This is a genomic window from Nocardia halotolerans (assembly GCF_042650145.1).
GTDB lineage: Bacteria > Actinomycetota > Actinomycetes > Mycobacteriales > Mycobacteriaceae > Nocardia > Nocardia halotolerans.
This window is the reverse complement of sequence record NZ_JBHSDL010000001.1, coordinates 111805-137909: the sequence shown is the minus strand read 5'-3', so window position 1 is coordinate 137909 and position 26105 is coordinate 111805. Positions and strand designations below refer to the sequence as shown.

The following is a 26105-nucleotide window of genomic DNA, read 5'->3' as shown; positions in this document are numbered from 1 at the left end:
ATCGGTCAGCCTGCCAGGCGGCACCGACCGTCACGTCCCGGAGTGGTCGGCGGTGATGATCCACGCACGCGAGTCGAAGAGCACTCCGTTTTCGCTCTGGTGATCGGCGAGGATGCTCCGTACCCGCGCGCGGGTGTGCTCGGACTCCGTGGGTTCGAGACTGTCGAGGAACGCGGCGTAGCCCGTCAGACGCAGCAGGTTGTCGTAGGCGGCGGAACTGTCCGGACCGTAGTAGACCGGCTCGGCGACATCGGTGAAACCGATCTCGGTGAAACCCGCTGCTGCCAAGACGGATTCGGTGGCAGCCGGGTCGGCGAGAGAGAACGGGCCGGGGCCGGGTGCGGTTACCGTGTCAGTGCGGTCGGGGCGGAGCAGCGACACCCACTCGTTGCGGTCGCGGACTTGCCAGACCAGCATCACCAGCCGTCCCCCGGGACGAAGTGCCCGCCCGATGTTGGTGAACGCGGCGACCGGGTCGGCGAAGAACATCGTGCCGAACCTGCTGATACAGAGGTCGAACGAGGCCGGCGGGAACGGATGGGTCTGCGCGTCCGCCAACTGAAAGCTGACGTTGGCCGGCCCCTGTTCCTCGCTGATCCGCCGCGCATGCTCGACCATCACCTCCGACACGTCCACCCCGACCGCACTGCCTTCGATGGCAGCCCGAGCGGCCTCCCGCGTGGTCTGCCCGGTGCCGCAACCGACATCGAGCACCCGATCCCGGACACCCACCCGCGCGGCGGCACGAAAGTGCGCGTTGTGCCGCCGCAGTTCCGCGTCGTAATCGAACAGCTCCATCGTCACCCTCCGGCAGTTCCCTGTCATGGACACGCACCACCTTCCTCGTCCTCCATTCGGTCCGCGTTGCGGATCACCGGAATTCGCCGATGCGTAGGCTGATCGCCTACTCGGCCAGGAGGCTGACAAGCGGCAGCAGATGCAGCGCAACAACGTGGAGCGCGGGTGGCGACACGTGCTGGTGCGGCTCGGTGGAGTCCTCGGGGAACCGGCGTGACAGTGCGGTGCGCGACGACGAGGATGGGGCGATGTCGACACGGGAGTTGATCGTTCTCGGCACGGCGGGGGCGGTGCCGACCCGCAGGCGCAACCACAACGGTTATCTGCTGCGATGGGACGGCCGGGGCGTGCTGTTCGACCCCGGTGAGGGCACTCAGCGGCAGATGGCCCACGCGGGGGCGTCCGCGACCGAACTGCACTGGCTGTGTGTCACCCATTTCCACGGAGACCACTCGCTGGGCGTTCCGGGCATCGTGCAGCGACTGGGACGCGACGCGGTGCCCCACGACGTGCACGCGGTGTTTCCCGCCGAAGGTGGCGCGTACTGGGAGCGGCTGAAGTTCGCCACGAGTTATTACGGCACACCGTCCCTCGTCGAACATCCGGTGAGTGGCCCCGGGGAAACGTTGCAGGGCGACGGTTTCACGCTCACGGCGTTGCCCTTGGACCACAGCATCCCCACCTATGGTTACCGTCTCGCCGAACCGGACGGCCGCACATTTCTGCCCGAAAAGCTGCGTGAGCACGGCATCTCCGGGGCCGCGGTCCGTGAGCTGAGCGGGCCGCTGCTGGCGCAGTGTTCGATACCGCGCCCCGGCCAGAAGGTCGCCTTCGTGATGGACACCCGCCTGTGCGACAACGTCTACGAACTCGCCGACGCTGTCGACATGCTGATCATCGAGTCCACGTTCCTGGACTCCGAGACCGACCAAGCGCACGAGCGCGGACACCTGACCGCACGTCAGGCAGGCGAGGTGGCGCGGGCCTGCGGTGTGGGAACCCTCGTGCTGACCCACTTCTCCGAGCGCTACACCCCAGCCGACGACCACCTGTTCCTGGAGCAGGCAGCCTTCCCGGGCGCGTTCCTCGCCCACGACCTCGACCGCGTGCCCCTGCCCGCACGCCGCAAGGTCAGCTGAGCGCAGCCCACGCCGTTCTGCTTCCGCAGGATCGGGGGGTCACCCCACGTGGCGATGTAACCAGGTCACTTCGGCGCCGACGCAATCGGTGCCCTGGCGGAAGGCTTCGAGGTCTTCGTCCCAGGGAGTGCCGAGGGCGCGGTCGATTTCGGTGGGAAGGTCGAAAGTCGTCAGTTCGGCGGCGGCTTGCAGTAAGGCGCGTAATCGCATTTCGCCGAGCATGACGTCGCCGTTGGCTCCGGTGGAGCCGTGCCACAGGCCGAGGGCGGGGACGAAACTGTAGCGTTCGCCGTCGACGCCTTCGCTGGGGTCTTCGGTGACTTCGAAGCGCAGAACCGGCCAGGCACGCAATGATTGGGCAATCCGGGCGGCGGTGCCGACGGGGCCGATCCAGTCGCCGCTGGCGCGCAGTTGTCCGTCGGCGGGTTGCGCGGTCCAGCGCAGTTTCGCCGGCGACGACAGCGCGGTCGACAGTGCCCACTCGACGTGTGGGCACAACGCGGCGGGCGAGGAGTGGATGTAGACCACACCCGCCGTCGCGTCAGCGAACTGACTCGATGCGCGCACTAGCAACACCTCCAGCCTCGACAAGGAGCGTCTTCCCCAACGAACCCGTCGAACTGGCGTGGTGCGAGTGTAAGCGAAGTGAGCGATGTTGCGGGTGTTACCTCACTGCGTGTTATGTGTCTCTGCGATCACGGAATCACTGAATTTCGGCCACGTGGTCCTGGCCCAGTCCCCGAAATTCTCGTCGGTCAACGCGATCGTCGCCACCCCTATTTCGGGGTCGAGCCACAGGAAGGTGCCGGACTGCCCGAAGTGGCCGTAGGTGCGGGTGGAATTGCCACTTCCGGTCCAGTGCGGGGTTTTTCCGTTGCGGATTTCGAATCCCAGTCCCCAGTCGTTGGGCCGCTGGGAGCCGTATCCGGGCAGCACTCCGTCGCGGTCGGGGAATTGCACCGAGGTGGCTTCGTCATATGTTTGCCGAGATATCAATTGGGGTGTCAGCAACTCGGCGGCGAACAACGTGAGGTCACGAAGGGAGGCGTGCCCGGCGTGCCCGGCCGAGCCGTCGAGGACCGCGCTGGTCATGCCGAGTGGTTCGAATACCGCCTCGTGCAGGTACTGCGGGAATTCGATACCGGTATTGGCGGTGACGAAATCGGCGAGCAGTTCGAATCCGGCACTGGAATAGATGCGCCGGGCACCGGGCGCGGCGATGACCTCGGGGGTGGCGAAGGCGACGCCCGAGGTGTGGGCGAGCAGGTGACGCACGGTCGATCCGGGCGGGCCCGCGGGCTGGTCGAGCTCGATGGCGCCTTCTTCGACCGCCACGAGGGCGGCGTAGGCGACGAGGGGTTTGGTCACCGAAGCCAGCCGGTACACCCGTGCGGTGTCGCCGGTGGTGGCGCTCCCGTCGGTGGTGACCACGGCGGCGGCGGCATTTTTGACCGGCCAGTGCTGAACCTGCTCCAACGAACGCATATCGGCAGCGTACGAGACACGGCTACGATCGACGACACCATGAGTCCCGCACCATCGATCCACGGCGACGTGGCGGCCGGTTTCGGCCCCGTCGCCGACGCTTTTCGCCGCAACTTCACCGAGCACGGCGAGATCGGCGCCGCCGTCGCGGTCTTCGCGGGCGACGAGCCGCTGGTCGACCTGTGGGCCGGGCATCGTGATCGCCGGCGCGAGGTGGGCTGGGAGCGCGACACGATCGTGCCGGTGTTCTCCTCGTCGAAGGGAATGTCGGCCTTCACCATCGCCACCGCGGTGTCGCGGGGTCTGCTCGACTACGAGGCGCCGGTGGCGAAGTACTGGCCGGAGTTCGGTGCGCACGGCAAGGAACGGATCACTGTGCGGCAGTTGATCGACCATCAGGCCGGGTTGTCCGGGCTGGACCGGGTGGTGAAGCTGGGTGAACTCGCCGACCGGGAGCGGCTCGGCGAACTGCTCGCCGCCCAGAAACCGGCATGGGAACCGGGCACCCGCCACGGTTATCACGCGCTCACACTCGGGCTGTACCAGAGCGAACTGCTGCGCCGGGTGGATCCGGCGGGCCGCAGTCTCGGCCGGTTCTTCGCCGAGGAGATCGCGGCCCCCACCGGTGCGGACCTGTTCATCGGCTATCCCGCGGCCGAACCGATGGAGCGGGTGGCGCAGCTGTCGGCGACCAAGGGCTGGGACATCCTGCGCTACGAACGCCGTGATCTACCGCTGCGCATCGGTGGCGAGGTGTACGCCAAGCGCGGGCATTCGTATGCTGCCCTGACCAACCCGCGTCCGGGCGCACCGGCACGTGCGGCGCGCCGGGAATTCCTCGAGATCGAATGGCCGGGGATGAACGGGGTGGGCAATGCCCGCGCGCTGGCGCAGGTGTACGGCGCGGCGGCCGGACGTACCGGGGTGTTGCCGATCAGCGACACCGTACTCGACGAACTCGCCGCCGAGGCCACCGACAACGTGCCCGCCGCCGACCTGGTGCTGCACACCAAGAGCCGCTACCACCTCGGTTTCCGCAAGTCGCGCGGCACGTTCCGCTTCGGTTCGGACACACGTGCCTACGGCACCACCGGTCTCGGCGGCTCCTTCGGCTTCGCCGACCCCACCACGTCGCTGGGTTTCGGCTACACCATGAACCGGCTGGGCATGGCCATCCTCGACGACGTCCGCAGCCGCAACCTCCGCGAGGTCGTCCTGCGGTGCGCCCAGCACTAGCGCTCGCCGCCGGCCGGCGGCGGACCCGCCACACGGCGACCGCGCCGATCATCGTGAGCGCGCGGAGCGGGCCGGTCATCATGAGCGCGCGGAGCGGGCCGCCGGGGATGCGGCGGCCCGCTGCCGGCGCGATCGTGCATCAGCTTGTCGGCGGCCAGGTTTTCTGATTCCCGAGCCGCCGGTGGCACGATCACGCCGCCTCGATCGTGACGTCGAACGCGGTCAGTGCGCGGTGACGCCGGTGATCTCGTTGGGGGCCGAGGCAAGAGTGGCCGAGTTCGTGACCTTGCCCTCGTTCAGATCGACGCGGTGCACCTGCGCGGTGGCCGGGTCGGTGACGTAGGCGATGCCGTCGCGCACGAACAGCGCGGGGCGCGCGTCCTGCCATTCGAGCGGTTCCTGCCAGGTGCCGGTGACCGGGATGGAGCGGGTGACCTTGCCCGCGACCGGGTCGATGATGTGGAGCTTGCCGTCGGTGCCGAGTACCAGCGCCTCACCGGCGGGGCCACGACCCAGCGAACGGAAGGTGTAGCTGGTGCCGATGTCGACCAGGCGCAGCGTGCCGTCGGCGGTGTTCACCAGCGAGATCTGGGTGGGCCGTTCGAGTTCTGCCTCCTTGTCCTGCTTGTAGTCGCCGAGCACGATCGGGGAGACCTCGCTGCCCGCCATGTTGCCGATGCGGCCGTAGGGGGTCGGGCTGGTCACCTTGGTGATCTTGCCGTCGCGGTAGATGACGGCGCCGGTCTGGCAGCCGACCACGACGGTCTCGTCCTGGGCGGTGGCTTCGCCGTGCACTCCGGGGCAGTCCTCGTTGCGCGTGATCTCCTTGCGGTCGGTATCGAGGGCGGCCAGCCCGACCCGCGCGTCCTCGGTGCCGAGGGTGACGAGCAGGTTCCCGTTGCTCAGTTGCACGGCGACGCCGTGGTGGGCGGGGGCCTGGTAGACCTCGCCGGGCTCGCCGCTGTCGATCTTGTCGGTGTCGACGATGCTGATCTCACCGGTACCGTCGGCGAACAACACGGTCTTGCCCGCGTGCGGCACGACGTGGCCGGGCTTGGCCGCGGGGTATTCGGTGCCGGTGAACTCGGCCTTGTGGGTGTCGAAGACGCGGAAGCCGTCCTTGGTCGAGACCATCAGGTGCTCGTCGTCGCCGGCCGGGTTGATCCGGTTGAAGCCGTCGAGTTGCACCTCGCCACGCTGCTCGAGGGTGGCGCCGTCGAGGACGTAGATGCCGCCGTCGTAGGTGAGGGCGATCGGTGCGGCGCCGGGGGCGTGATCGTGGGCCGGTTCGGCTTCTTCGCTGCCGCAACCGCTCAGCGCTACCACCGAGGCGAGCGCCCCGGACATGGCCACCATGGTGGTCCGTGACCTGTGCATTTACTGCTCCATCCGTTGTGCGTGAATTACGTTGTGGGACCGGTCAAGCCGGTGACGATGGCGTCGGTGTTGGCGCGGGCCATCGCCAGGTAGGTCGCGGCGCCGCCGCCGGGTCCGGTGAGCGATTCGGTGTGCAGCCCGATCACCCGGACCTGCAGTCCGGCATGCTCGGCCAGCACCCGCGAAAGCCGGTCGGGCTGCGAGGATTCGGCGAAGATCGCGGACACGCCCGCGGCGCGGACGGCGGTGGCGAGTTCGTCGAGGTCCGAGGCGCTCGGGGAGGCCAGGGTGGTGCCGCTGGGGATCACCGCGCCGATCACCCGGAAGCCGAATCGCTGTGCCAGATAACCGAAGACGTGATGGTCGGTGACCAACTGTTTGCGTTCGGGTGGGATCGTGGCGAACCGCTCGGTCATCCACCGGTCGAGCTGGTCGAGCTCACCCAGGTAGCGGGCGGTGTTGGCGCGGACGGTGCCGGCATCGATGCCGTCGACCCGGTCGATGACTTCGGCGCTGATCGCTTCCACGGCCGTGCGTACCCGCGCCGGGTCGGTCCAGAAGTGCGGGTCGGGCCGACCCGCGGATTCATCGGAGGCGTAGTCGATCGGGTCCACCCGTTCGGCGACCGCCAGCGTCGGCACACCCGCCGAAGCCGCGGCCTGCACATGGCGGGCCACGCCTTCCTCTAGACCGAGACCGTTGTGCACGACCAGCGTGGCCCGCTCGAAATCGGCGGCCTGACGTGCGGAGATCCCGAACGAATGGGGATCTGTGCCCGGTTCCATCAGCACCGTCACTTCGGCGGCGTCACCGACCACGGCTCGGGTGAGGTCGCCGAGGATGTTGGTGGTCACCATGATGCCGGAACGCTCACCGTCGCTGGTGCAGGCGGCGATCGAGGGCACCAGTAGGGCGAGCACGATCAGCATGCCGGTCAACGCCGCTCGTCGAGCGGGTGCGCAGCCGCCTCGCCTGCCGGTTCGGCGGTCGATCAGACCGACGACGCCGTCAACCAGGCCGTGCGGGCGCCGTCCGGGCGCCGGAACAGCGGGTGTGCGCGGGCGTTGATCGGTGATGTGGCGGGCTGTCGTCGTGGCTTCGTGGTTCACAGTCCTGTCTCCACCATCAGCGAAGGCGCGATGTTCACGGGGAAGGTGCGCGCGACGCGGAGGTTGTCGTTGTAGGCGATCTCGTGGACGGCGCGGTCCCGGATGTCGTTGATGTAAGCGCGGTTCGGGTCGACGTGGATGACCGGATCACCTTCGACCGGCCCACCGGGAAGTTCCAGGCGTGAGGTCTCGGCGCCGGTTCCGGGATCGATCCCGTGCAGCACACCGTCGCGGGTGAGGACCAGCAGCGGCGAACCTTCGCCTGCCGTGTTCACCGCGACCGCGTCGGCGATCGGGAAAACCTGCCAGGTCCGCTTTCTGATGTCGAGCATCCACACTCCGTCGCGACCGGCGAGTGCGGTCAGGGTGGCGCTGCCCGGCCGGTGGGTGAACGCCGTCACGCGGTCGGCGGCGGGGTAGGCGATCTTCTCGCTGACGAACCCACCGTCGCGCTGCGCCACCACCAGGGCGCCGTCGGCGCACCCGAAGACGACTCCGCGCCTGGTCACCGCTTCTCCGCGCGGCTGCGGGCACGTTTCGGGCAGTGCCTGCCCCGCGGTCCCGTCGCGGTCGCGCACGTCCACGCGTCCCGCATCGTCGGCCACGACGAGCCGCTCGGCGTACGGCAACGCGATCCCGTCGACCCGGTGCTGCTCGCGCACCTCGCCTTCGCCCAGCGCGGCCCGGTCGAACACCACTGTGACACCGGAGTCCAGCACCACCGCGGACACAGCCTTGTCGCCGTGGGCCGCGACAACTCCAGCATCCGATTCGACCGTGCCGACCTGCCGGATCGGCGCGCTGTAGTAGTGCCGGTGGTCGTCGTGGTCGACGGTCCAGCCGCCGCTGTCCACGATCCGGAGCTGCCCACCCGCACTCGCGAAACCGAACCGTCCGTCCTCGACGAGCCGCATCGCATTCGCGTCCCGGCTCGGCGAAGCACCGTCGAGTTCGGTGACCCGCTCGGTCAGCAGATCGATCACCCGCATCTCCCCGGTTCGCGCGTCGCTCACGAGCAGCCGGGTCTGCGTCTCGCTCATTTCCTCGGCTCCGGCGACGAAGCCGTGCGGTGTCTCCTCGACCGGCGCGGGTCGCTCGGCCGGCGCGCAGCCGACCAGGGGCACCGCCGCGAGTGCCGCCACCGAGGCGGCACCGACCTTGCCGAACCGGTCCCGGACCGCCGAGGCGAGCGCGGACACGAAGAACGACGCGACCGCCACGGCGGCGATGGTGGCTCCGGCCGCCGTCCCCGCGTGCCACGAGACGATCAGCCCGGCCACGGTGGAGAACGCGCCGACCAGCGCGGCGATCAGCATCACCACCGGGATCCGGTCCGACCAGTACACCGCCGCGGCCGGTGGGGCGATGAGCAGCCCGAACACCAGCAGCGTCCCGACCACATGGAACGAGGCCACGATCGCCAACGTCAGCAGTCCGATCAGGGCCATCTGCGCCAGTTTCGGGTGCAGGCCGAGGGTGTGCGCTTTGCGCGGATCGAAGGTCGATGCGACGAATGCCCGATGCCCGAGTACCGCGATGACCAGCGCGATCGCCAGCGCGGCGACGAGATACCACAGGTCGACGGTGCGCACGGCGAGCACATCACCGAACAGGAACCCGGTCAGGTCCACGGCGAAGGACTGCGAGCGCGACACGATGATCACCCCGGCCGCGAGCATTCCCACGAACAGCAGGCCGATGGCGGTGTCGGCGGCGAATCGCTTGCCGCGCGAGAGCATCGACACGCCGAAGGCCATGGCGGTGCAACTGATCGCGGCGCCGATCACGAGGTTGCCGCCGAGCAGCGCCGCCACCGCGACGCCGGGCAGCATGCCGTGTGCCATCGCGTCGCCGAGAAATGCCATGCCACGCACCACCACCCAGGTCCCGGCGAGGGCGCACACGCAGGAAACGAGCAGCCCACCCCACATCGCTCGCTGCACGAATGCCACCTCGAACGGGGCGATCAGCCATTCCATAGCGCCGAACGATATACTGAAAATGATTATCGTTTCAAACGAGGTGAGATGCAACACACAGATGACGTGGCGATCCGGATCGATCGCCTGACGGTGAGTTACGCCGACGGCCCCGTCCTCACGGAGGTCTCGGCGGCGATCCCGCGCGGGCGGATCACCGCGATCGTGGGGCCCAACGGCTCGGGCAAATCAACTCTGCTCGGGGTACTCGCGGGCACGGTCACCGCGCAGTCCGGCGCAGTACACCGCGACACCACGCAGCGACCGGCATTCGTGGTGCAGCACAGTGCGATTCCCGCGGCGCTGCCGATGACGGTGCGCGAGGCGGTGGCGATGGGGCGCTGGGCGCACCGGGGACTGTGGCGGCGGCTCACCGCGACCGATCGCGAGATCGCGCACGCCTGCCTGGTGCGGATGGAGCTCACGGACCTGGCGGCACGGCGGCTCGACACCCTGTCGGGTGGTCAGCGGCAGCGCACACTGCTCGCGCAGGCGCTGGCGCAGCAGTCCGACCTGATGCTGCTCGACGAGCCGGCGACCGGATTGGACGCGGCATCGCGCGCCGAGATATCCCGGGCGCTGGTGGAGATCAGCGCCACGGGGGTCACGGTCGTGCAGGCGACGCACGACCTGGCCGAGGCAGCGCAGGCCGATCACTGCCTGCTGCTGCGCGACGGGCAGCTCCTCGCCGCGGGTCCACCGGGCGAGGTGCTGCGGTCGGTGGCGGACTACCAGTCGGCCTCGGTGTAGCGGATGATGCCGCGGATGTTCTTGCCCTCCAGCATGTCCCGGTAGCCCTGGTTGATCTCCTCGAGGGAGTAGCTGCGGGTGACCATGTCGTCGAGGTTGAGCTGACCGGCCTTGTAGAGCTGCAGCAGGCGCGGGGCGTCCTGGCGCGCGTTGCCGCCGCCGAAGATGCAACCCTTCACCGTCTTCTGCAGCATCGACAGCAGGAAGCTGTTCATCTTCACTTCGCCTGCGTCCATGCGGCCCATGGAGGTGACCACGAGGGTGCCGGCCTTGCCGGTGAGGATCAGGCCCTCTTCGATGTAGTCGCCGTGCATCTCGCCCATGGTGAGGATGACCTTCTCGGCCATTCGCCCCTCGGTGGCGTCCATGAGCGGCATGATCGCGGCGGCCATGCTCTCGTAGGTGTGGGTGGCGCCGAACTTCTGCGCCTGCTCACGCTTCCACGGATTCGGATCGATGGCGACGACCTTCGAGGCACCGGCGAGCACCGCGCCCTGCAGCGCGCTCATTCCGACGCCGCCGACACCGGCGATCACCACGGTCTCGCCCGGTTGCACCTGCGCCACATGGGTCGAGGACCCGAACCCGGTCGGCACACCGCAGCCCACCAGGCAGGCGACGTCGAACGGAATGGTCGGGTCGATCTTGACCACCGAGGTGTGGTGCACGGTCATGTAGGGGGTGAAGGTGCCGAGCAGACACATCGGGATGACGTTCTCGCCGCGTGCCTGGACGCGGTACGTGCCGTCGGAGATCGCCTGCCCCATCAGCAATCCCGCGCCCAGGTCACACAGCGCCATGTGTCCGGCCACGCACGCCGGACAGCGTCCGCAGGCCGGGATGAACGACAGGATCACGTGATCGCCCACGGCCAGATCGGCGGGGCAGTTCGGGCCGAGCTTGGTGATCACGCCCGCGCCCTCGTGGCCGCCCATCACCGGGAAGGCGGGCATCGGCGTCGCACCGGTGACGATGTGATGGTCGGAGTGGCACATGCCCGCCGTTTCCATCCGGATCTGCACTTCACCGGCGACGGGGTCGCCGACCTCGATCTCCTCGACCGACCACTCCTGGTCGGTGCCCCACAGGATCGCGCCCTTCGTCTTCATTCCGGTCGACCTCTCGCCAAGCTGTGCCTCGTTGTGACTGCACCCACCCTAGCGGGATTTCGGCCAAATCTGTAACACGTTCTAGAAATCTTTCGAAGATTTCTCTATCCACGCACGTCGTACGCGTGGTGGGCCAAGTCGTGCAGGAAATAGCGCCCCAGCGAGGTGACCGTGAACAGCGATCCGTCACTGCGGGCACCGCGCAGCTCGAGCCGGTCGGCGGGCACCGCGGCGAACGCGGCCGCCACCTGCTCGGCGGCGACGGACAGTTCCGCCGCGACCACCGCGGGGTCCTGCTCGCCGTAGCGTTCAGCGACCGCCGTCGCATCTTGATCCCAGTTCTCGAACTGTGGCGCGACCGCCCCGTCACCGGCGAGCATCAGCGCGAGCCGGGTGTCGAACAGCCGGCACACATCGCGCACGTGCGCGGCGTATTCGAGCACCGACCAGGTGTGCTCGTCGGGCCGCACGTGCGCGTCGGCGCGCTGCAATGCCGCCCCGATCCGCGCGGTGGCGGCGAGGGTGAGTTCGGGCAGAGCGGCATAGTCGACAGCCTGGGCGTCGTATCCGCATTCGGCGCAGGCACGGTCGAGGACCCAGGTCCAGTTCTTGGTGTCGGGAGCGATCATGTTCGCCAGCCTATGATGTCGCTATCTTGCGGGCCATCAATATCACGCCAACATCCCGCGAGATCCGGCATCACTGCATCAGCTTCTGCGCCTTCTCGAAAAGTTCCAGCGTCACCGCGTGCAGGAAGTCGCCGACCGGCTTGGGCGCCTTGCCCGCGAACGCCCGTGCGTGCGTGCCCTCGAGCACGATGCCGAGTTTGAAGCAGGCCAGCACCTCGTACCAGGTGATCGCGCTCAGGTCGCGATCGGAGAAGCCGGCGTAGTGCTCGATCATCTCCTGCGGTGTCGGCAGGCCGCCGACCGTGCCCAGGGTGCCCATCAGGCCCGCGCCGACGGTACCGGGCTCGGGGCGGGTGGCCAGTTGCCAGCCGAGATCGAGCAGCGGGTCACCGATCGTCGACATCTCCCAGTCGACCATCGCCGCCACCTGCGGGCCGTCGTAGTCGAACATCATGTTCGCCAGGTGGCAGTCGCCGTGCATGATGCCCGGCGCCCAGGTGGTGGGACGGTGCCGCTGCAACCAGTCGCCGACCTGCTCGACACCGGGGATCCGCGGGCCGGGGTAGCCCTCGTTCGCGGTGTAGGAGTCGAGTTCACGCAGCCAACGCGGCACCTGGCGCTCCAGGAAACCCTCGGGGCGGCCGTAGTCCTGCAGTCCCAGTGCGCGGTAGTCCAGCGCGCCGAGCCGGGCGATGGCCTCGACCGCCGAGAGCCCCATCTGCCTGCGAACCTCGGGGTTCTCGGCATGCAGGGCGGGTAGTTCGGTCTGCGGGTTGAAGCCGCGGATCGGCTCCATCAGGTAGAACACCGCGCCGATCACGGACTCGTCGTCGCAGGCGGCGATCACCCGCGGCGCGCGCACCCGCGTGTCGTCGAGCGCGCGGAGCAGCCGGGATTCACGGGCGATCACCTCGTTGCTCTTGGCGCGCAGATGCTGGGGGCCGCGGCGCAGCACATACTCCCGTTCGCCGCGGGTGAAGCGCAGCATGATGTTCTGGGTGCCGCCGCCGATCGCGGTGACCTCCCCGAACTCCGTGCCGGGCAAGCCCTGCTCGTCCATCCACCGCCCGATCGCCGAGAAATCGGCGATCGTCGGATCCACATCGACCGGTTGCGAAACAGCCATGTCGGACATTGTGCCCCGACACACCACGGCGTGCCCGGGAATGCCCGGCAGGGCTGCCCACGGGCCCGGCGTAGGGTTTTGGCCACGATGCGCACGCTCTTGATCGACAACTACGACTCGTTCACCTACAACCTCTATCAGCTGATCAGCGAGGTCAACGGGAGCGAGCCGACGGTCGTGCGCAATGACGAGGCCGCCGACCTCACCGAACTCGGGCTGCGAGACTTCGACAATGTGGTGATCTCCCCCGGTCCCGGACGGCCCGATCGCGGGCGCGACATGGGTGTGTCGACGGCGGTGATCGCGCGGACCGAGCTGCCGCTGCTCGGGGTGTGCCTGGGTCATCAGGGCATCGTGATCGGCGCCGGCGGCACGGTCGAGCGCGCCCCGCAGGCCCGGCACGGGTTCCTCGACCGCGTCCGCCACGACGATCGCGACCTGTTCGCCGGCCTGCCCCAGGATTTCACCGTCGTGCGCTATCACTCGCTCGCCGCCGAGCAGCCGTTGCCCGCGGTGCTGGAGGCGACCGCGTCGACGGGCGACGGCGTGATCATGGGTGTGCGCCATCGCGAGCGCCCGCAGTGGGGTGTGCAGTTCCATCCCGAATCGGTGTCGAGCGAGTTCGGGTCGGCGCTGCTGCGAAATTTCGCCGACCTCACCAAGGCCCGCACGCGCGTCACCGCGCCGCTGGTGGTGCGTGGCCCGCGAGCCTCGGCACCACCGGCCACCCCACGATTCCGGTTGCGCCACCGGGTGCTCGAGCGCGCCATCGACACCGAAGCGATCTTCCTGCGCCGCTGCGCGGAGTCGTCCACCGCGTTCTGGCTCGACAGCGAACACGTCGAGCCGGGTCTGGACCGGTTCTCCTTCCTCGGTGACGCGACCGGCCCGCACGCCGAGATCGTGCGCTACCGGGTCGGCGACGGTGCCGTCACGGTGACGGATATCGACGGCACCCGCACCGTCGCGGGCACCGTGCTCGACTACCTCCACCGTGAACTGCGTGACAGGCAGTGTGAGATCCCCCCGCTGCCTTTCGATTTCGCGGGAGGTTACGTCGGTTATCTCGGATATGAGGTGAAGGCCGACTGTGGTGCGCGCGCCGCCCATCGCTCCCCCACTCCCGACGCGCAGTGGATCTTCGCCGACCGGCTGATCGTGGTCGACCACGAAGCCGGCCGCACCCATCTGCTCGCGCTGACCGAACCGGCGACCGAACAGGCCGGCGACACCTGGCTGCGCGAGACCGCCGCCGCCCTGGCCGACCTGCCGACCTGGGAGAATCCGCCCGATCTGCCCGTTCCTGCCGACCCGGACGCCGTGCAGGCCCACCTGCTGCGCGGCCGCGACCGCTACCTCGCCGACATCGCGGTCTGCCGGCAGCGCCTGCACGCCGGGGAGTCCTACGAGATCTGTCTGACCGATGCGGCCGCCGTCGCCGCGTCCCCCGGTGACGGGCTCGCGTTCTACCGGCGGCTGCGCCGCTGCAACCCGGCCCCCTATGCCGCCTACCTGCGGTTCGACGGACTCGACGTGGCCTGCTCCTCCCCCGAGCGTTTCCTCAAGATCGACCGCGACCGGATGGTGGAGAGCAAACCGATCAAGGGCACCGCCCCGCGCGGGCGCACCGCCGCCGAGGACGAACGGTTGCGCGCCGGACTGGCCGACGACCCGAAGACCCGCGCCGAGAACCTGATGATCGTGGACCTGTTGCGCAACGATCTGGGGCGGGTCTGCGAGGTCGGTTCGGTGCACGTGCCGGAGCTGATGGCCACCGAAACCTATTCGACCCTGCACCAATTGGTGTCGACGGTGCGGGGGACGCTGCGCCCCGAGGCGGGGGTCGTCGACTGTCTGCGCGCGTGTTTTCCCGGTGGTTCGATGACCGGCGCGCCGAAGCTGCGCACCATGGAAATCCTCGATGAACTCGAAACCCAGGCCCGCGGGATCTATTCGGGCACCATCGGTTTCCTCGGGCTCGGCGGCACGGCCGACCTCAATATCGTCATCCGCACGGCCGTGCGCTATGACGACGAGTGGCGGATCGGGGCGGGCGGTGCGATCGTGCTCGATTCCGATCCCGAGGACGAATACGCGGAGATGGTGCTCAAGGCCGCGGCGACCTTCCGCGCGCTGGACGGCTGAATCTCGTCACCGCCGGGGCCGCGAACGCTTGCTCTGCTCCGGTTCCGGTGGCGGTTCCTCGCCGCCGCGTCCGGTGATCCGGCCGAGCAGCCCCACCCCCGGCAGTTTCGCCAGCGCGCCGAAGAGGTCCTCGCCGAGGGAGATCATCGCCTCGAGGCGGGGCAGCAACCGGTCGTAGGTGGCGAAGACCGGGTCGGCCAGGGCCAGCGTGCGATCGAGCCGGTCGATGGTGCTGTTGAGCCGGTCGACGGCGATCGACAGGTTCTCCACCAGGTCCGGTAGCTGGGCGGCGAGCTGCGCCGAGGCCGGAGGCAGGCGGACCGCGGTGTCGAAGGCATAACCCGCCGTCTGTTGCGCGGCGTCGATGGCCTGACCCGCCGCCGCCTGCGCGGCCCCCACCGCCGCCTGCGCCGCCGAGAACAGATCGGCGCCCGGCCCCTTGCGCAACTGCGGGGCGGGCTCCGGCTCCGGCCCGCGCCCCCGTTGCCCCCGCTTCCTCGGGTTCGTCATTCCTCCACTGTGCCCGACGACAGTCCGCCGCGCAGGGATGAGCCGTCGTGTCCCGGCAGCGGATCGATCAGTTGGCTCCGGCCAGCACGACCGGTCGGCCGTAGCGCGGTTGCACCGGCCTGTTGCTGTGCGGGAACAGCGCGCGATAGTGCTCGACGTCGGTGACCGCGACCGGCGCGGGGTCGCGCAGCACGATCCACTGGACGCCCTCCGTGCACGGCGGCGTGGTCAGCGAGCCCTCGTACCGGAACTGCGCGAACCCGGCCGGAAGGAAGGCCCTCGGGTCGACGCCGGCCACGGTCCGGGTGGCGCCGGAACGCTGCGGCAACGCCGCCAGCACGGTCTCCAACGGCGCGGCTGCCGACTGGGCGCGCAGCAGCACCGCGAGCACCGCCAGCCGACCGGACGGGTCCGCGTGCACGAAGTGCAGCTCCATCGCTTGCTCCGCGCCGTCGACGGTGTGCTCGCTCGGCAGGTGGAAGTGGAACTGAGCCAGCTCGAACCCCGATCCGTCGACCACGATCCGGTTTCGCGAGCCGGCAGCGACATTCGCCTGGATCGTGTGTCCGGTGTGCACCAGCTCGACCGACGAGATCGGGCCGTACTCGATGTCGATGTGCTCATCGGGATGCAGTTCGGTGTGGCCGGGCAGGTCGATCGGCGACTGCGCGTGCCCACTGCGGCACGTCCCGAAGCGCCTGTCCAGATCGGCCCAATGATCGGGCCCTTCCGCGTCGTAGTCCCAGTGCGCCGGCGCGGCGGCCGACCGGTCGGATCCGCCACACCCCGCCACCGCCAGCGCGGCGAGTGCGGCCAACGCCCCACGCCGGGTGAGGACGGGATCAATACGCGATTTCGACACCGGACCAGCTCCTTGTCGCCGTCGTGACGGCACCACACCGCCCGCGCCGATAGCTTTGTCCGAATTGCGCCGAATATCCTTATAGCGCAGCATATTTCGGCTACCAGCGGACAACCACGCTAAACCCGCGACACCGGCGGACACCAGAGCTGCGCCTGGGAGATGGCTCACACACACGGGCCACGCGCACCCCGTCAGCCAGCGATGACAGCACCCCCGGCACAGCTCCGAAAACCTTGTCAGACCCTCATGGCATCATGCGAGGACCATGGAACTACGCAAGGGCGCCCACACGCCGGTCCCGACATCGCTTCTGGCCGTTGTCGTTTCATGGCGCGCGCCGCACGCCGTCGACGCCCACGCGCTCCTGGTCACCGAGTCGGGCCTGGTTCGCAGCGACCGTGACTTCGTCTTCTTCAACGCCCCACGCCACGCCTCCCAGGCGGTGACGCTGGATCAGGAGCCCCTCCCGGGCACCGCCCGGCTGAGCGTCTCCCTGCCGCGCACCGAACCCGATGTCGAACGCATCGTCATCGGTGGCTCCCTCGACGACGCGACGTTCGACCGGCTCCAAGAGCTCACGCTCACCATCCACGCCGCCGACGGCCCGATCGCCCAATTCGTGATGCACGACGTCGACGACGTGCGGGCGATGATGTTCGGCGAGTTCTACCGGCGCGACGGACAGTGGCGCTTCCGCACGCTCGGTCAGGGCTGGGCCGGTGGGCTGGCGGGGCTCGCGGCCGAATTCGGCGTCACCGTGGACGAACCGGGGAACTGGCCGCTCAGCCAGGCGGGGACGGACGACGCGTTCTCCGATGCCTCCGCCCGGTCCTACCGGTCCGTCGCGGCGCCTGGAGGCGATGGATCGGTCGGCTCGTCCCGGGCCGAGGACTCCGCGACGTCAGCCGGACACGACGCAGCCGCCACTTCGTCGCGGATCGGCGTCCCCACCCCTCCACACCGGCCCGGCGGCTCACCCACCTCGCCCGAAGATTCTTCCGCGATACGCCGAGACGACGCTTCGGCACGCACCGGCATGCCCGCGCCGTCACCCGCGCCCGACGCAGCCGCTCGATCGGACCGGTCCGACCCCACCTCAGCGATGCCCCGAGACGACGCGTCCACCGCCTCATCCCACATCGACACCTCCGAGCGCTCAGCTCAACCCCGGCCCACCGACACCCGGTCGCGCGCCGAACCGGCCGACACCATCCCGTTCGAAATCCAGTCCGGCCACGACCGGCCGGGTGCCGGGCACACCAGACCCACTCGACCGCCGGTGCTCACCCGCCGCGTGATCGACGTGCCGCCCCCGCCCCCACCGGACCCGGAACTCGCCGACTGGCATGTGGATCCGGACTCCCCCGACCGCTTGCGCTGGTGGGACGGCGACGAATGGACCTCCAGCGTGCGCCCACTCGTCCGGGATCACCACGCCCACTGCACCCGCTGCGGTAATGCCCTGCGCCGCAAGCTGTTCGGTGGCCATGCGCCCTGCAAGAGCTGCGCGGACGAGACCGAGGAGTTCCTCACGCACTGGCACAACCGTGCGGTCCGGGTGCTCACCGGGCCGGGCACGCTGTCGGCGGAGTGGACCGAGACCTGGGCGGCCCTGCGCTTCCAGCGCATCGGGGAAGAGCGTGGGCGCGCGGTGTTGCACAAGGCCGGGCTGACCCAGGTGGAGCGGATGGTCGCGTTCGCCTTCGCCGACGGTGAGGTGTTCGCCGAGGAACTGGCGGCGTTCGAACACGTCGTCAGCGAGCTGGCGCTCTCGGGCGGCATCGTCGACGATCTGCGCCGCCGGATGCACCGTGGTCGCACGCTGTCGCGGTTGCGGGCCGGGGAACTGCCCACCGTCAACACCCCCGGCCTGCACCTGGACCCCGACGAGCGCGTGCACCTGGACCTGCCCGCCGTGCACGTCAGGATGCTCGCGCGCGGTCCGCGCAACACCGAGGGGCGGTTGATCGGCAGCTCGAAGAAGCTGCGTTTCGTCGGTGACGGCACCGGGATCGAACTGCCCTGGAACCGGGTGGTGTCGGTGCATCCCGAGCACGGGACCGTAGTGCTGGCGGCGACTTCGGCGCGTGGTGGCGCCACTTTCGGCGTCACCGACCCCGACTATGTGGCGGCGGCCCTGGAAGGTGCGCTGCGGGTGGCGAAACGACTGGTGCTGGCGCCGGGGCAGCGCGACAGCCGCAGCATTCCCCAGGATGTGAAGGCCCAGGTGTGGCAGCGTGACGGCGGCGCGTGCGTGGAATGCGGTGACGGCCACTACCTGGAGTTCGACCACATCATCCCGCTCAGTCGTGGTGGCGCGACGAGTGTGACGAACCTGCAGATCCTGTGCCGGGCCTGCAACCGCGCCAAGGGCGCGCGGATCTAGCCGAGGATCGCGTTCATGATCGTGCCGCCGCTGGTGGCGACCACACCACCGATCATGGCGCCGGCGATCATCTTCGGCGACTCCATGGCGCTGCCGTTCCACTTCTCCCACGCGAACTTGCCGCCGGCGACAGTGATGGCGAGCACGCCCGACAGGATCATGAACCAGGTGAGGTACTGCACCATCTGCATGATCTTGTCCGACAGCGGTGGCGCCTCCGGCGTAGGGTTTCCGACCTGCGCGAACGTCGTGACGGTGTCGGCCATCGACGTCAGAATGATGCTCATAGCCTGCTCCCCTTTTTCGCATGATGCGAACTGCGTTCCAGCGCTGTCGTATTCGAGTGTGCTCCAGGATACGGGGGCGAACCCCCAGCGCACCAACAAAACCGATCAGTTCGCTCCAGGTGGGCGTCTGCACCACCGACCCGGACCGGATAACATCAGCCACAGCAGTTCATCGCCGTTCCCCCGAGTACCGAGTGAGCAAAAATGATTCTGGCCACCGCCACCGATACCTTGGCGCAGATCGGCAATCCCACGCCGGAGGCACCGCCGCTGTCGGACAAGATCCTGCAGCTGGTCCGCTATTTCACCTGGTTCATCCTGCTGTCCGGCGTCACCGCCATCACCTATGCCGGCGGCCGGTTCGCCTGGGAGAAGTGGACCGGTGGGGGTCTGCAGTCGCCGAAGATGGTGGCGGGCGCGATGATCGGTGGCGCGGTGGCCACCAGTGCGGGCACGATCATGAACGCCATGATCTGATTCCCGCCCGCCCGGTCAGGTGTAGAGGCGGTCGATGAAGGCGTAGAGGTTGCCCAGCAGACGCCGCACCTTCGCTTCCTCGGTGAGGTCTTCGCGGTACCGGCTGCCCATCGCGGGCCGCTTCTTGTTGCGGGCGTACAGCGAGCAGGCCAGATCGGCGCACAGGTAGCTGCCGACGGTGTTGCCGCGCCGCCCCGATTCGCCGGCCTTCTTCGCCGTCATGAGGGCGACACCGCCACCGCTGTGTGTGGTGAGGCACAGCGCGCACATCTGCGGTTTGCCCGATCCGGCTTCGTGGCGCAGGGCGATGCCGAGCAACTCCCCGTCGCGCGGCACGGCGATGTAGCAGCGCCCCGCGCAGGAGGGGTCGGTCCAGCCGAGGAAGTCGAGATCTTCCCAGTGCCGTTTACCCAGGTCACGCGGCACGGACAACCGTTTCGCGTCGCCTTTCGAGCAGTTCACGAACGACGACCTGATGTCGCGTTCGGTAATGGGTTCCATGGTTTCGCACCTTTCCGTTCACCGGACAGCAAACGGTAGCCACGCTAATGATCCCCGGATTTCGAGACAACCGGATTTCCGGACCGGCCTACGCCCGGATGATGCCCGCGGTGCGGGCGGCACGGAGCCAGTCGGGGAACTCACCGAGCAGGCGGCGATACAGTTCGGCGTCGTCGACCCGGTCGATGTCGTCGAGGGCGAAGAAGCCGGCGTTGTCGACCACTCGGTCGTCGAGTTCGTCGAGGGTGCGCAGGACACCGAAGTTGGCCTTGCCGAGGCCGATGAACTGCCAGAACGCGGGCAGGTGGGCGGCCTCGCGCATCAGCGCCGCGATCTCGCGTTTCTTCGCGAAGCCGCCGTCGGTGAAGAACAACACCAGGGTCGGTTCGGTGGTCAGGGTGTCGATGACGGCGCGCATGACGGGCAGTTCGTCGTTGCGGCCGCCGATCCGGTCGTAGTCGATGCCCTGGTGGGTGCCTTTGAGGTGCAGGTAGGTCTTGGCCCACTGCTCCGCGCCCGCCACGGTGATGTCGGGCAGCTTCGCGTAGGTCAGGGCGTACAGGTAGGCCTCGAGGGTGCCGTCGTCATCGAGTTGGGTGGCGACCGGGATCATCCGTTCGACCACCCGGTGCACAGTGCCGGCGCTGTACATCTTCTGCATGCTGCCGGTCTTGTCGATCACCAGCACCACCCGCGCCCTGGTCCCGAAAGCGCTCTTGTCGATGAGGATCTTCGCGACCTCGCGCTTGCGCATGTCCAGTTTCTGCCGCTTCTCGAACGACAGCGCCGCCTCACCGGGCGCCGTCCGAACCGCCGGTGCTGCGACGGCTGCGGGTTCGTCGTCGACGCTCACTCCGTGATCGGTGACCAGATCCGCGAAGCCACCGGCGTACCCCTGCCCGACCGCACGCACCTTCCACTGTTCGCCGCGCCGATACAATTCGAGCGCGATCACCACCGACTCACGATCGAGCCCATCGATCACGAACTCGCACAACACATTCCCGGCGCGATCGGCCACCGAAGCCATCGGCGCACCGGACCCGCCGAAGGTGTCGCCGTCGTCGGCCACGGTGATCACCGCGCGAATCTGCGCGACCTCCGCGGGCACCGCCGACAGCACAACCTCGAGCGCCGCACCGTGCAACCGAACCCCCGGCGCCTGCGGCTGATTGAAGAACACGAAGTCCGCATCCGAGCGCACCCGCCCCGCCGCGTTCACCAACAGCGCCGACAGATCCGCCGCCACCCCACCCCGAACCGACAGCACCACCTCCCCCACCGCGAGCGCCGCGTTCTGCCCCTTCACCAGCGCAGCAACCACTGCCACTCCCTCATCTCACACCGAACCCGGCCGCAATGCCCCACACGATAGGCGAAAGCCGCCCCAGGCCTGCCGTTATGACGAAGCAACCCCACGCCGTGCGCCGTGCCGGAGCCTTGGGTCCGCAGACCGCATCACACGTAGACCCGGTGATGCGTGCTGGATCAAAACCTCTGGTGCGGATCAGCGGTTCGCAGGAAAGTGGGGCGGGTGGGGCTCGAACCCACGACCAGCGGATTATGAGTCCGCGGCTCTAACCGACTGAGCTACCGCCCCTGGCAGCGGGGTGCCCCGCGCGCGAGTCGCATGGTACCCGGTGGGGTGCGACGTTGACCACTTGGTGAGGTGGGGCGGCGTGGTCGGCACTCGCGTGCCGGGACGCTCGCGCTGGAGGGCTCAGACGGAGCGCAGGCGGCGGGTCAGAAGGCCGGTCTGAGCACGGCTCGGACGAACGCATCGGGTGAGTCCGCCAGCTCCGACGCGGTGCCTGCGGCGTGGACCCTGCCCTCGTGCATGATCACCATTCGGTCGGCGAAGCCGGTGCGGGCCAGTAGCTGTACCTCGTTGCTGACCACCAGGACCGCCGCTCCGGAGTCGGCATAGTCGCGCAGTGATCTCCACACCGCGTGTGCGGTTCCCATGTCGAGGGAATTGGTGGGTCCATCAGCGACGAGGACGGGCGGTGCGGGCAGCAGCGCGGCGGCGAGCGCGGCGCGCTGGATCTGGCCCGCTGAATGTTGGTGCGGGAGCAGGTTCAACGCGTCGGTCGGGTAGTACGCCGCGGCGCACGCACGCTCGATACTCCACGCACGGTGGCGCGACTCCAGCGTTCGCAACTGTGCACCCACCGTTTCGCCGGTGTCGAAGACGGTCACGCCTTCTTGCGGCACGTAGCCGATGACGTACTCACGCAGCGGCGGCCACTGCTGACCGTCGACGACCGCACCGTTGATCAGCACGCGCCCCTGGGAGCGCGCGGTGGCAGGCAAGTTTCCGGTGAGGGCGGAGGCGATCATCGTCTTGCCTGCGCCGGGCCCGCCGAGCACGGCGGTGATCCGACCGGGCGCCACAGTGAGATCGACATCCGTGAGCACCGTTCCGCTCCACCGACCGGTGTCGACGCTGACGGTGAGGCGGGACAATTCCGCGGTCATGAGCCGGCTTTCTGGACGGGGTACCGATGTTTCGGGATGTGGACGGCGGCCGGTGCCACGTCTGTCAGGTGACGACGTGGCGACCGGCCGCCGTGGTTGTGCAGCATCCGAACGGGGTACCGGCTAGCGCCTTTCGGCCTGTAGCCGTTGGGCGCGTGCGCGTTCACTGCGCTCGATACTTCCCCCTGGGTTGCTGGCTACTTTGATCACTCCGACGACCAACAACAGAACCGCAGCTATGACTGCGATGACAATGAGTCCCTGCACAGTATGAACTTAACGTGTATTCCGTTGCGGCGCAGTTTAAGTTACACTGCCGCGCCGATCGTCAAGATGGTACGGCCGAGGGCGGTGCGGTTCTCGATGACGGAATGCGCACGTTTCACCTGCTCGAGCGGGAATGTTTGCCCGACAACCACTTCCAGTTCACCTTCGGCTACCGCGGCTTGCGCGCGACGAGCCAGCGCGCGCCAGTCGGTGTCGGCACCGACCATGTCGAACAGCCCACGCACCGTGACCCCGCGGGTGACTGCCGCGTCGGTGTCACCGTCCGCGAAATCTCCGGCCGCGGAACCGTATCCGAGGAAGACGCCGCCGTCGGCCGTGGTGGCCAGGGCGCGGCCGCCGAGGTCGCCGCCCGCACCGTCGAACACGACGACCGCGCCCCCGCCGGTGATCTCGCGAACCTGCGTGTCCCAGCCGTCGGCGGAGTAGTCGACGACCGCGGTGGCACCCAATCTCTTTGCCAAGGACAGCTTTTCGGTGCCGCGTGCGGCGGCCACCACCTGCGCACCGGCCGCGATGGACAGCTGGATGAGCAGGGTGCCCAGTCCGCCGCTCGCCGCGGTGATCAGCACCCAGGTTCCCGGCCGGACGTCGGCGGCGTCGAAGACGGCGAGGGCAGTGGGGCCGTCGTGGGAAAGGGCCACGGCCCGCTCAGTGGTCACGCCGGCGTCGATCTCGACCAGATCAGCGGCTTCGGCCAGCGACTTCTCGGCATAGCCGCCGATGGGCAGGCCGCCGCCGACTCCGCTGGCCGCGGTCGGGCTGACGACGCGCTTGCCGAGCCACGAAGGGTCCACCTCGGTGCCGACGGCACCGACCACTCCGCCGATCGCACCGCCGGGGACATACGGCAGGCTCAGCGCGAAGTAGTCCCTGCCCCAGCCGCTGCGCAGCCGGGCGTCGAGGAACATCACGTCGGCCGCTTCGACGTCGACCAGCACTTCGGCCGGGCCCGGTTGCGGCACGGGCAGCTCACATACCTCGAGCACTTGCGGTCCACCGAATTCCTTGACCTGTACTGCACGCATCGCGACTCCTTGGTGGGTGTTCTCCGGTACCCACCGAGGATCCGACCTCGAGTTCACTTCAGGTCAAGGCGACAGCGACGCGGATCACACGCCGGTCGCGGGTTCTACAGTGAATCATGGCGATCTCATTCCCCCGGCTCGGTCGGCGACAGGTCGATCTCGCCGCCGTCGATCGCACTGTCGCCGCCCTGCGACTACCCGAGGCGGTCTTCACAACCTGCCACTGGCAACCCCGTGAGCTGGTGGACACCGGGCTGCGCCAATGGCTGCGCTGTTGCGGCGCGGCCATGCGCGACGACCAGGTGATCGGGATGCCGTCGCACGCGGTGGACGAGGCCTGGCACGGCTTCATCCTGTGCACCCAGCTCTACGCCCGGTTCTGCACGCGGGCCTACGGCCGGTTCCTGCACCACTTCCCCGAGGGAACAGGCGACGGCGGTCCGATGACCGAACAGCTCGGGCGCACCGTGGTCGCCTGGTCGGTGGTGGCCCGGCCGGGCGAGCAGTGCGTGCTGTGGGACCTGGACCGCCGCGTCGGGGTGCAACAGCCGTGGGGTGTGGACGCCCGGCACGTCGCCGCCGTGCAGCGGCGACTGCGCCGGGCCTGATCAGACCAGCTTCATCCGCCGCGCCGCGAACCGCACGGCCGCGGGAGCGAGGCGGTTGAGCCGGTACTGCACCCACGATTCCGGCGTCACCGGGACGATGTCGCGTCGCTCGCGCACCGCCCGCACGATCTGGGTGGCGACCTTGTCGGGGGTGTAACCACGGCGCTGGTACAGCTTGTCGAACTTGCGCTGGGCGGCGGCTTCCTTTTCCGCCGTGACACCCGAGATACGTGTGGTGGCAACGATATTGGTGTGCACGATGCCGGGGCACACGGTGGACACCGAGATGCCGCGATCAGCCAGTTCCGCGCGCAGGCAGTCCGAGAACATGAACACCGCCGACTTGCTGGTGGCATAGGCGCTCATGTCACGCTGCGGGCTGTAGGCGGCCATGCTGGACAGGTTCACGATGCTGCCGCCGAGACCACGATCGGCCATCGCCGCGCCGAAGGCCCGGCAGCCGTTGACCACACCGCCCAGATTGATCCGCATCACCCGGTCGAACTCCTCGGCGGGGGTGTCGAGGAAGCCGCCGGCCTGTCCGACACCGGCATTGTTGATCAGGATGTCGGGCACCCCGTGCGCGGCGAGCACCGTGTCGGCGTGCGCGCGCACCGCGTCCTCGTCGGACACGTCGAGCGGATACGAATGCGCCACCCCACCTTCGGCGGCGACGAGCTCGGCCGTGGCCTTGGCCGCGAGCTCGTCGACATCGGAGAGCACCAGTTCGGCGCCGAGGCGAGCGAAGGCGAGTGCGGTCTCGCGGCCGATGCCGCTGCCCGCCCCGGTGACCACCACCAGGTTGTCGTCGAATTCGCGGCGGGTGCGGCCCACTTCGGCCCGTGACAGTCCGCGCGGCACCACGGCGCCGTCGAGCGCGTCGATCAGTTCGGTGGTGGCGGTGGCCAGCATCTCCGGGTGCGAGAACGGCATCCAGTGCCCGGCGGGGACGTCGCGGCGCCACAGCCGGTCGGTCCACTTGCGTGAGTCGTCGTAGCCGGCGGGTCGCACGGCGATGTCGCGGCCGGCGACGATCAGTTGCACCGGCACCCGGGTGTGGCGTTCGCGCGGATTGAGCATGCGCTCCACGATGTTGGCGCGGTAGATGAGCAGTCCGTCGACCAGGTCACGGCGGAAGGTGGGGCCCAGTTTCACATTGGCGGCCGGCGTGTCGTTCATGATGGAAACCACCCGCGACCACAGTTTTTCGGTCCCGATGGCGTTGAAAGTAGCGCGCGGCAGGCCGGGGGTCATGAAGAAGAAGGTGTAGGCCGAGGACGCGAGCTGGGTGACCGGCTGCCACACATTGCGCGGGCTGGGCCGCGACAACCGGTCACGTACCCAGCTGGCCAGATGGTCGAGGTTCGGGCCCGAGACCGAGGTGAACGAGGCGACCCGCTCGACGGCCCGCGGTTCGCAGACGGCCTCCCAGACCTGCACCGAACCCCAGTCGTGGGCCAGCACGTGCACCGGGCGGTCGGGGCTCACCGCGTCGAGGACGGCGTAGAAGTCACCGGCGAGTTCGTCGAGGCGGAAGTCGGCGGTGCGCTGGGTGCGGGTGGAGGCGCCGTGCCCGCGGGTGTCGTAGGCGACCACATGGAACCGGGCGGCGAGCAGCGGGATCACCTTGTCCCACAGGTGATGGGTGTCGGGCCAGCCGTGCACGAGCACGACGGTGTCGGCGGCCGGATCGCCGTACTCGAAGACGGCGAGGTCGAAATCGCCGTTGCGCACGGTGCGTTGGTTGGCGACCTGGGGGTTGTCGATCGTCATGGTCTTTGAACTCCTTGTCCCGGAA

24 protein-coding genes and 1 tRNA gene are annotated in these 26105 nt (G+C 68.7%); 7 read left to right on the top strand and 18 right to left on the bottom strand.

What is annotated here, in order from left to right; genetic code table 11:
* Nucleotides 1-30 precede the first annotated feature (30 nt).
* Nucleotides 31-798, bottom strand: coding sequence for a class I SAM-dependent methyltransferase (locus ACFO5K_RS00645; RefSeq protein ID WP_378555108.1), 768 nt, complete (start codon nucleotides 796-798; stop codon nucleotides 31-33).
* Between the two features lie 248 nt (nucleotides 799-1046).
* Between ACFO5K_RS00645 and ACFO5K_RS00640 the strand changes: the two genes are divergently transcribed.
* On the top strand, nucleotides 1047-1937 hold the full coding sequence (locus tag ACFO5K_RS00640; protein ID WP_378555107.1) for a ribonuclease Z: 891 nt from the start codon (nucleotides 1047-1049) through the stop codon (nucleotides 1935-1937).
* A 39-nt stretch (nucleotides 1938-1976) separates the two neighbouring features.
* On the opposite strand, the gene ACFO5K_RS00635 is transcribed toward ACFO5K_RS00640, so the two are convergent.
* A complete protein-coding gene (locus ACFO5K_RS00635) occupies nucleotides 1977-2504 on the bottom strand; it encodes a DUF3145 domain-containing protein (protein WP_378555106.1) in 528 nt (175 codons plus the stop codon).
* 102 nt (nucleotides 2505-2606) lie between these two features.
* Entirely contained in the window at nucleotides 2607-3422 is an 816-nt protein-coding gene (locus tag ACFO5K_RS00630; protein ID WP_378555105.1) for a serine hydrolase domain-containing protein, read from the bottom strand.
* Nucleotides 3423-3461: 39 nt separating this feature from the next.
* Here ACFO5K_RS00630 and ACFO5K_RS00625 point away from each other — a divergent pair, with 39 nt between their 5' ends.
* Nucleotides 3462-4658, top strand: coding sequence for a serine hydrolase domain-containing protein (locus ACFO5K_RS00625; protein WP_378555104.1), 1197 nt, complete (start codon nucleotides 3462-3464; stop codon nucleotides 4656-4658).
* A 222-nt stretch (nucleotides 4659-4880) separates the two neighbouring features.
* Here the strand turns inward: ACFO5K_RS00625 and aztD are convergent, their stop codons facing one another.
* The 3 genes from aztD to aztB form a co-directional block, all read right to left on the bottom strand.
* Complete coding sequence (gene aztD / locus ACFO5K_RS00620) at nucleotides 4881-6035, bottom strand: zinc metallochaperone AztD (RefSeq protein ID WP_378555103.1); 1155 nt, start codon at nucleotides 6033-6035, stop codon at nucleotides 4881-4883.
* A 26-nt stretch (nucleotides 6036-6061) separates the two neighbouring features.
* Nucleotides 6062-6964: a zinc ABC transporter substrate-binding protein AztC gene (aztC, locus tag ACFO5K_RS00615; RefSeq protein WP_378555180.1), complete on the bottom strand. Its 903-nt coding sequence runs from the start codon at nucleotides 6962-6964 to the stop codon at nucleotides 6062-6064.
* 176 nt (nucleotides 6965-7140) lie between these two features.
* Complete coding sequence (gene aztB / locus ACFO5K_RS00610; protein WP_378555102.1) at nucleotides 7141-9123, bottom strand: zinc ABC transporter permease AztB; 1983 nt, start codon at nucleotides 9121-9123, stop codon at nucleotides 7141-7143.
* A gap of 48 nt (nucleotides 9124-9171) precedes the next feature.
* On the opposite strand from aztB, the gene aztA reads away from it, so the two are divergent.
* A complete protein-coding gene (aztA, locus tag ACFO5K_RS00605) occupies nucleotides 9172-9873 on the top strand; it encodes a zinc ABC transporter ATP-binding protein AztA (protein ID WP_378555101.1) in 702 nt (233 codons plus the stop codon).
* On the opposite strand, the gene ACFO5K_RS00600 is transcribed toward aztA, so the two are convergent.
* The 3 genes from ACFO5K_RS00600 to ACFO5K_RS00590 all read right to left on the bottom strand — a co-directional run bounded on the left by ACFO5K_RS00600 (nucleotide 9852) and on the right by ACFO5K_RS00590 (nucleotide 12746).
* Nucleotides 9852-10982, bottom strand: coding sequence for an NDMA-dependent alcohol dehydrogenase (locus tag ACFO5K_RS00600; protein ID WP_378555100.1), 1131 nt, complete (start codon nucleotides 10980-10982; stop codon nucleotides 9852-9854). The genes aztA and ACFO5K_RS00600 overlap by 22 nt on opposite strands.
* Before the next feature lie 104 nt (nucleotides 10983-11086).
* Nucleotides 11087-11611, bottom strand: a complete 525-nt coding sequence (locus ACFO5K_RS00595; RefSeq protein ID WP_378555099.1) for a DinB family protein — start codon at nucleotides 11609-11611, stop codon at nucleotides 11087-11089.
* 70 nt (nucleotides 11612-11681) lie between these two features.
* Nucleotides 11682-12746 (bottom strand): phosphotransferase family protein, encoded by a 1065-nt coding sequence (locus ACFO5K_RS00590; RefSeq protein ID WP_378555098.1) that lies wholly within the window; start codon nucleotides 12744-12746, stop codon nucleotides 11682-11684.
* A 78-nt stretch (nucleotides 12747-12824) separates the two neighbouring features.
* Here ACFO5K_RS00590 and pabB point away from each other — a divergent pair, with 78 nt between their 5' ends.
* Nucleotides 12825-14882: an aminodeoxychorismate synthase component I gene (pabB, locus tag ACFO5K_RS00585; protein WP_378555097.1), complete on the top strand. Its 2058-nt coding sequence runs from the start codon at nucleotides 12825-12827 to the stop codon at nucleotides 14880-14882.
* 6 nt (nucleotides 14883-14888) lie between these two features.
* Here pabB and ACFO5K_RS00580 read toward each other — a convergent pair whose 3' ends face one another.
* On the bottom strand, nucleotides 14889-15392 hold the full coding sequence (locus ACFO5K_RS00580) for a hypothetical protein (RefSeq protein WP_378555096.1): 504 nt from the start codon (nucleotides 15390-15392) through the stop codon (nucleotides 14889-14891).
* 67 nt (nucleotides 15393-15459) lie between these two features.
* The gene (locus tag ACFO5K_RS00575; protein ID WP_378555095.1) at nucleotides 15460-16254 is read right to left on the bottom strand and encodes a carbonic anhydrase; all 795 of its coding nucleotides are present in this window, start codon (nucleotides 16252-16254) and stop codon (nucleotides 15460-15462) included.
* A gap of 268 nt (nucleotides 16255-16522) precedes the next feature.
* Between ACFO5K_RS00575 and ACFO5K_RS00570 the strand changes: the two genes are divergently transcribed.
* The gene (locus tag ACFO5K_RS00570; protein ID WP_378555094.1) at nucleotides 16523-18643 is read left to right on the top strand and encodes a TerD family protein; all 2121 of its coding nucleotides are present in this window, start codon (nucleotides 16523-16525) and stop codon (nucleotides 18641-18643) included.
* Here ACFO5K_RS00570 and ACFO5K_RS00565 read toward each other — a convergent pair.
* Nucleotides 18640-18930, bottom strand: a complete 291-nt coding sequence (locus ACFO5K_RS00565; RefSeq protein ID WP_019045975.1) for a hypothetical protein — start codon at nucleotides 18928-18930, stop codon at nucleotides 18640-18642. The two genes, ACFO5K_RS00570 and ACFO5K_RS00565, sit on opposite strands and share 4 nt — an antisense overlap.
* Before the next feature lie 204 nt (nucleotides 18931-19134).
* On the opposite strand from ACFO5K_RS00565, the gene ACFO5K_RS00560 reads away from it, so the two are divergent.
* Nucleotides 19135-19407 carry a hypothetical protein gene (locus ACFO5K_RS00560; RefSeq protein WP_378555093.1) on the top strand — a complete coding sequence of 91 codons (273 nt, stop codon included), beginning with the start codon at nucleotides 19135-19137 and terminating at the stop codon, nucleotides 19405-19407.
* A 15-nt stretch (nucleotides 19408-19422) separates the two neighbouring features.
* Here ACFO5K_RS00560 and ACFO5K_RS00555 read toward each other — a convergent pair whose 3' ends face one another.
* From ACFO5K_RS00555 to ACFO5K_RS00535, 5 genes are all read right to left on the bottom strand, one after another.
* On the bottom strand, nucleotides 19423-19908 hold the full coding sequence (locus ACFO5K_RS00555; RefSeq protein ID WP_378555092.1) for an FBP domain-containing protein: 486 nt from the start codon (nucleotides 19906-19908) through the stop codon (nucleotides 19423-19425).
* 88 nt (nucleotides 19909-19996) lie between these two features.
* On the bottom strand, nucleotides 19997-21232 hold the full coding sequence (locus tag ACFO5K_RS00550; protein ID WP_378555179.1) for a vWA domain-containing protein: 1236 nt from the start codon (nucleotides 21230-21232) through the stop codon (nucleotides 19997-19999).
* A 202-nt stretch (nucleotides 21233-21434) separates the two neighbouring features.
* Nucleotides 21435-21508, bottom strand: a tRNA-Ile gene (locus tag ACFO5K_RS00545).
* A 143-nt stretch (nucleotides 21509-21651) separates the two neighbouring features.
* A complete protein-coding gene (locus ACFO5K_RS00540) occupies nucleotides 21652-22386 on the bottom strand; it encodes an ATP-binding cassette domain-containing protein (RefSeq protein ID WP_378555091.1) in 735 nt (244 codons plus the stop codon).
* A 308-nt stretch (nucleotides 22387-22694) separates the two neighbouring features.
* A complete protein-coding gene (locus ACFO5K_RS00535; protein WP_378555090.1) occupies nucleotides 22695-23699 on the bottom strand; it encodes a zinc-binding dehydrogenase in 1005 nt (334 codons plus the stop codon).
* Between the two features lie 116 nt (nucleotides 23700-23815).
* Here ACFO5K_RS00535 and ACFO5K_RS00530 point away from each other — a divergent pair, with 116 nt between their 5' ends.
* Complete coding sequence (locus ACFO5K_RS00530) at nucleotides 23816-24307, top strand: hypothetical protein (RefSeq protein WP_378555089.1); 492 nt, start codon at nucleotides 23816-23818, stop codon at nucleotides 24305-24307.
* On the opposite strand, the gene ACFO5K_RS00525 is transcribed toward ACFO5K_RS00530, so the two are convergent.
* Complete coding sequence (locus ACFO5K_RS00525; protein ID WP_378555088.1) at nucleotides 24308-26080, bottom strand: SDR family oxidoreductase; 1773 nt, start codon at nucleotides 26078-26080, stop codon at nucleotides 24308-24310.
* Between the last annotated feature and the right edge of the window lie 25 nt (nucleotides 26081-26105).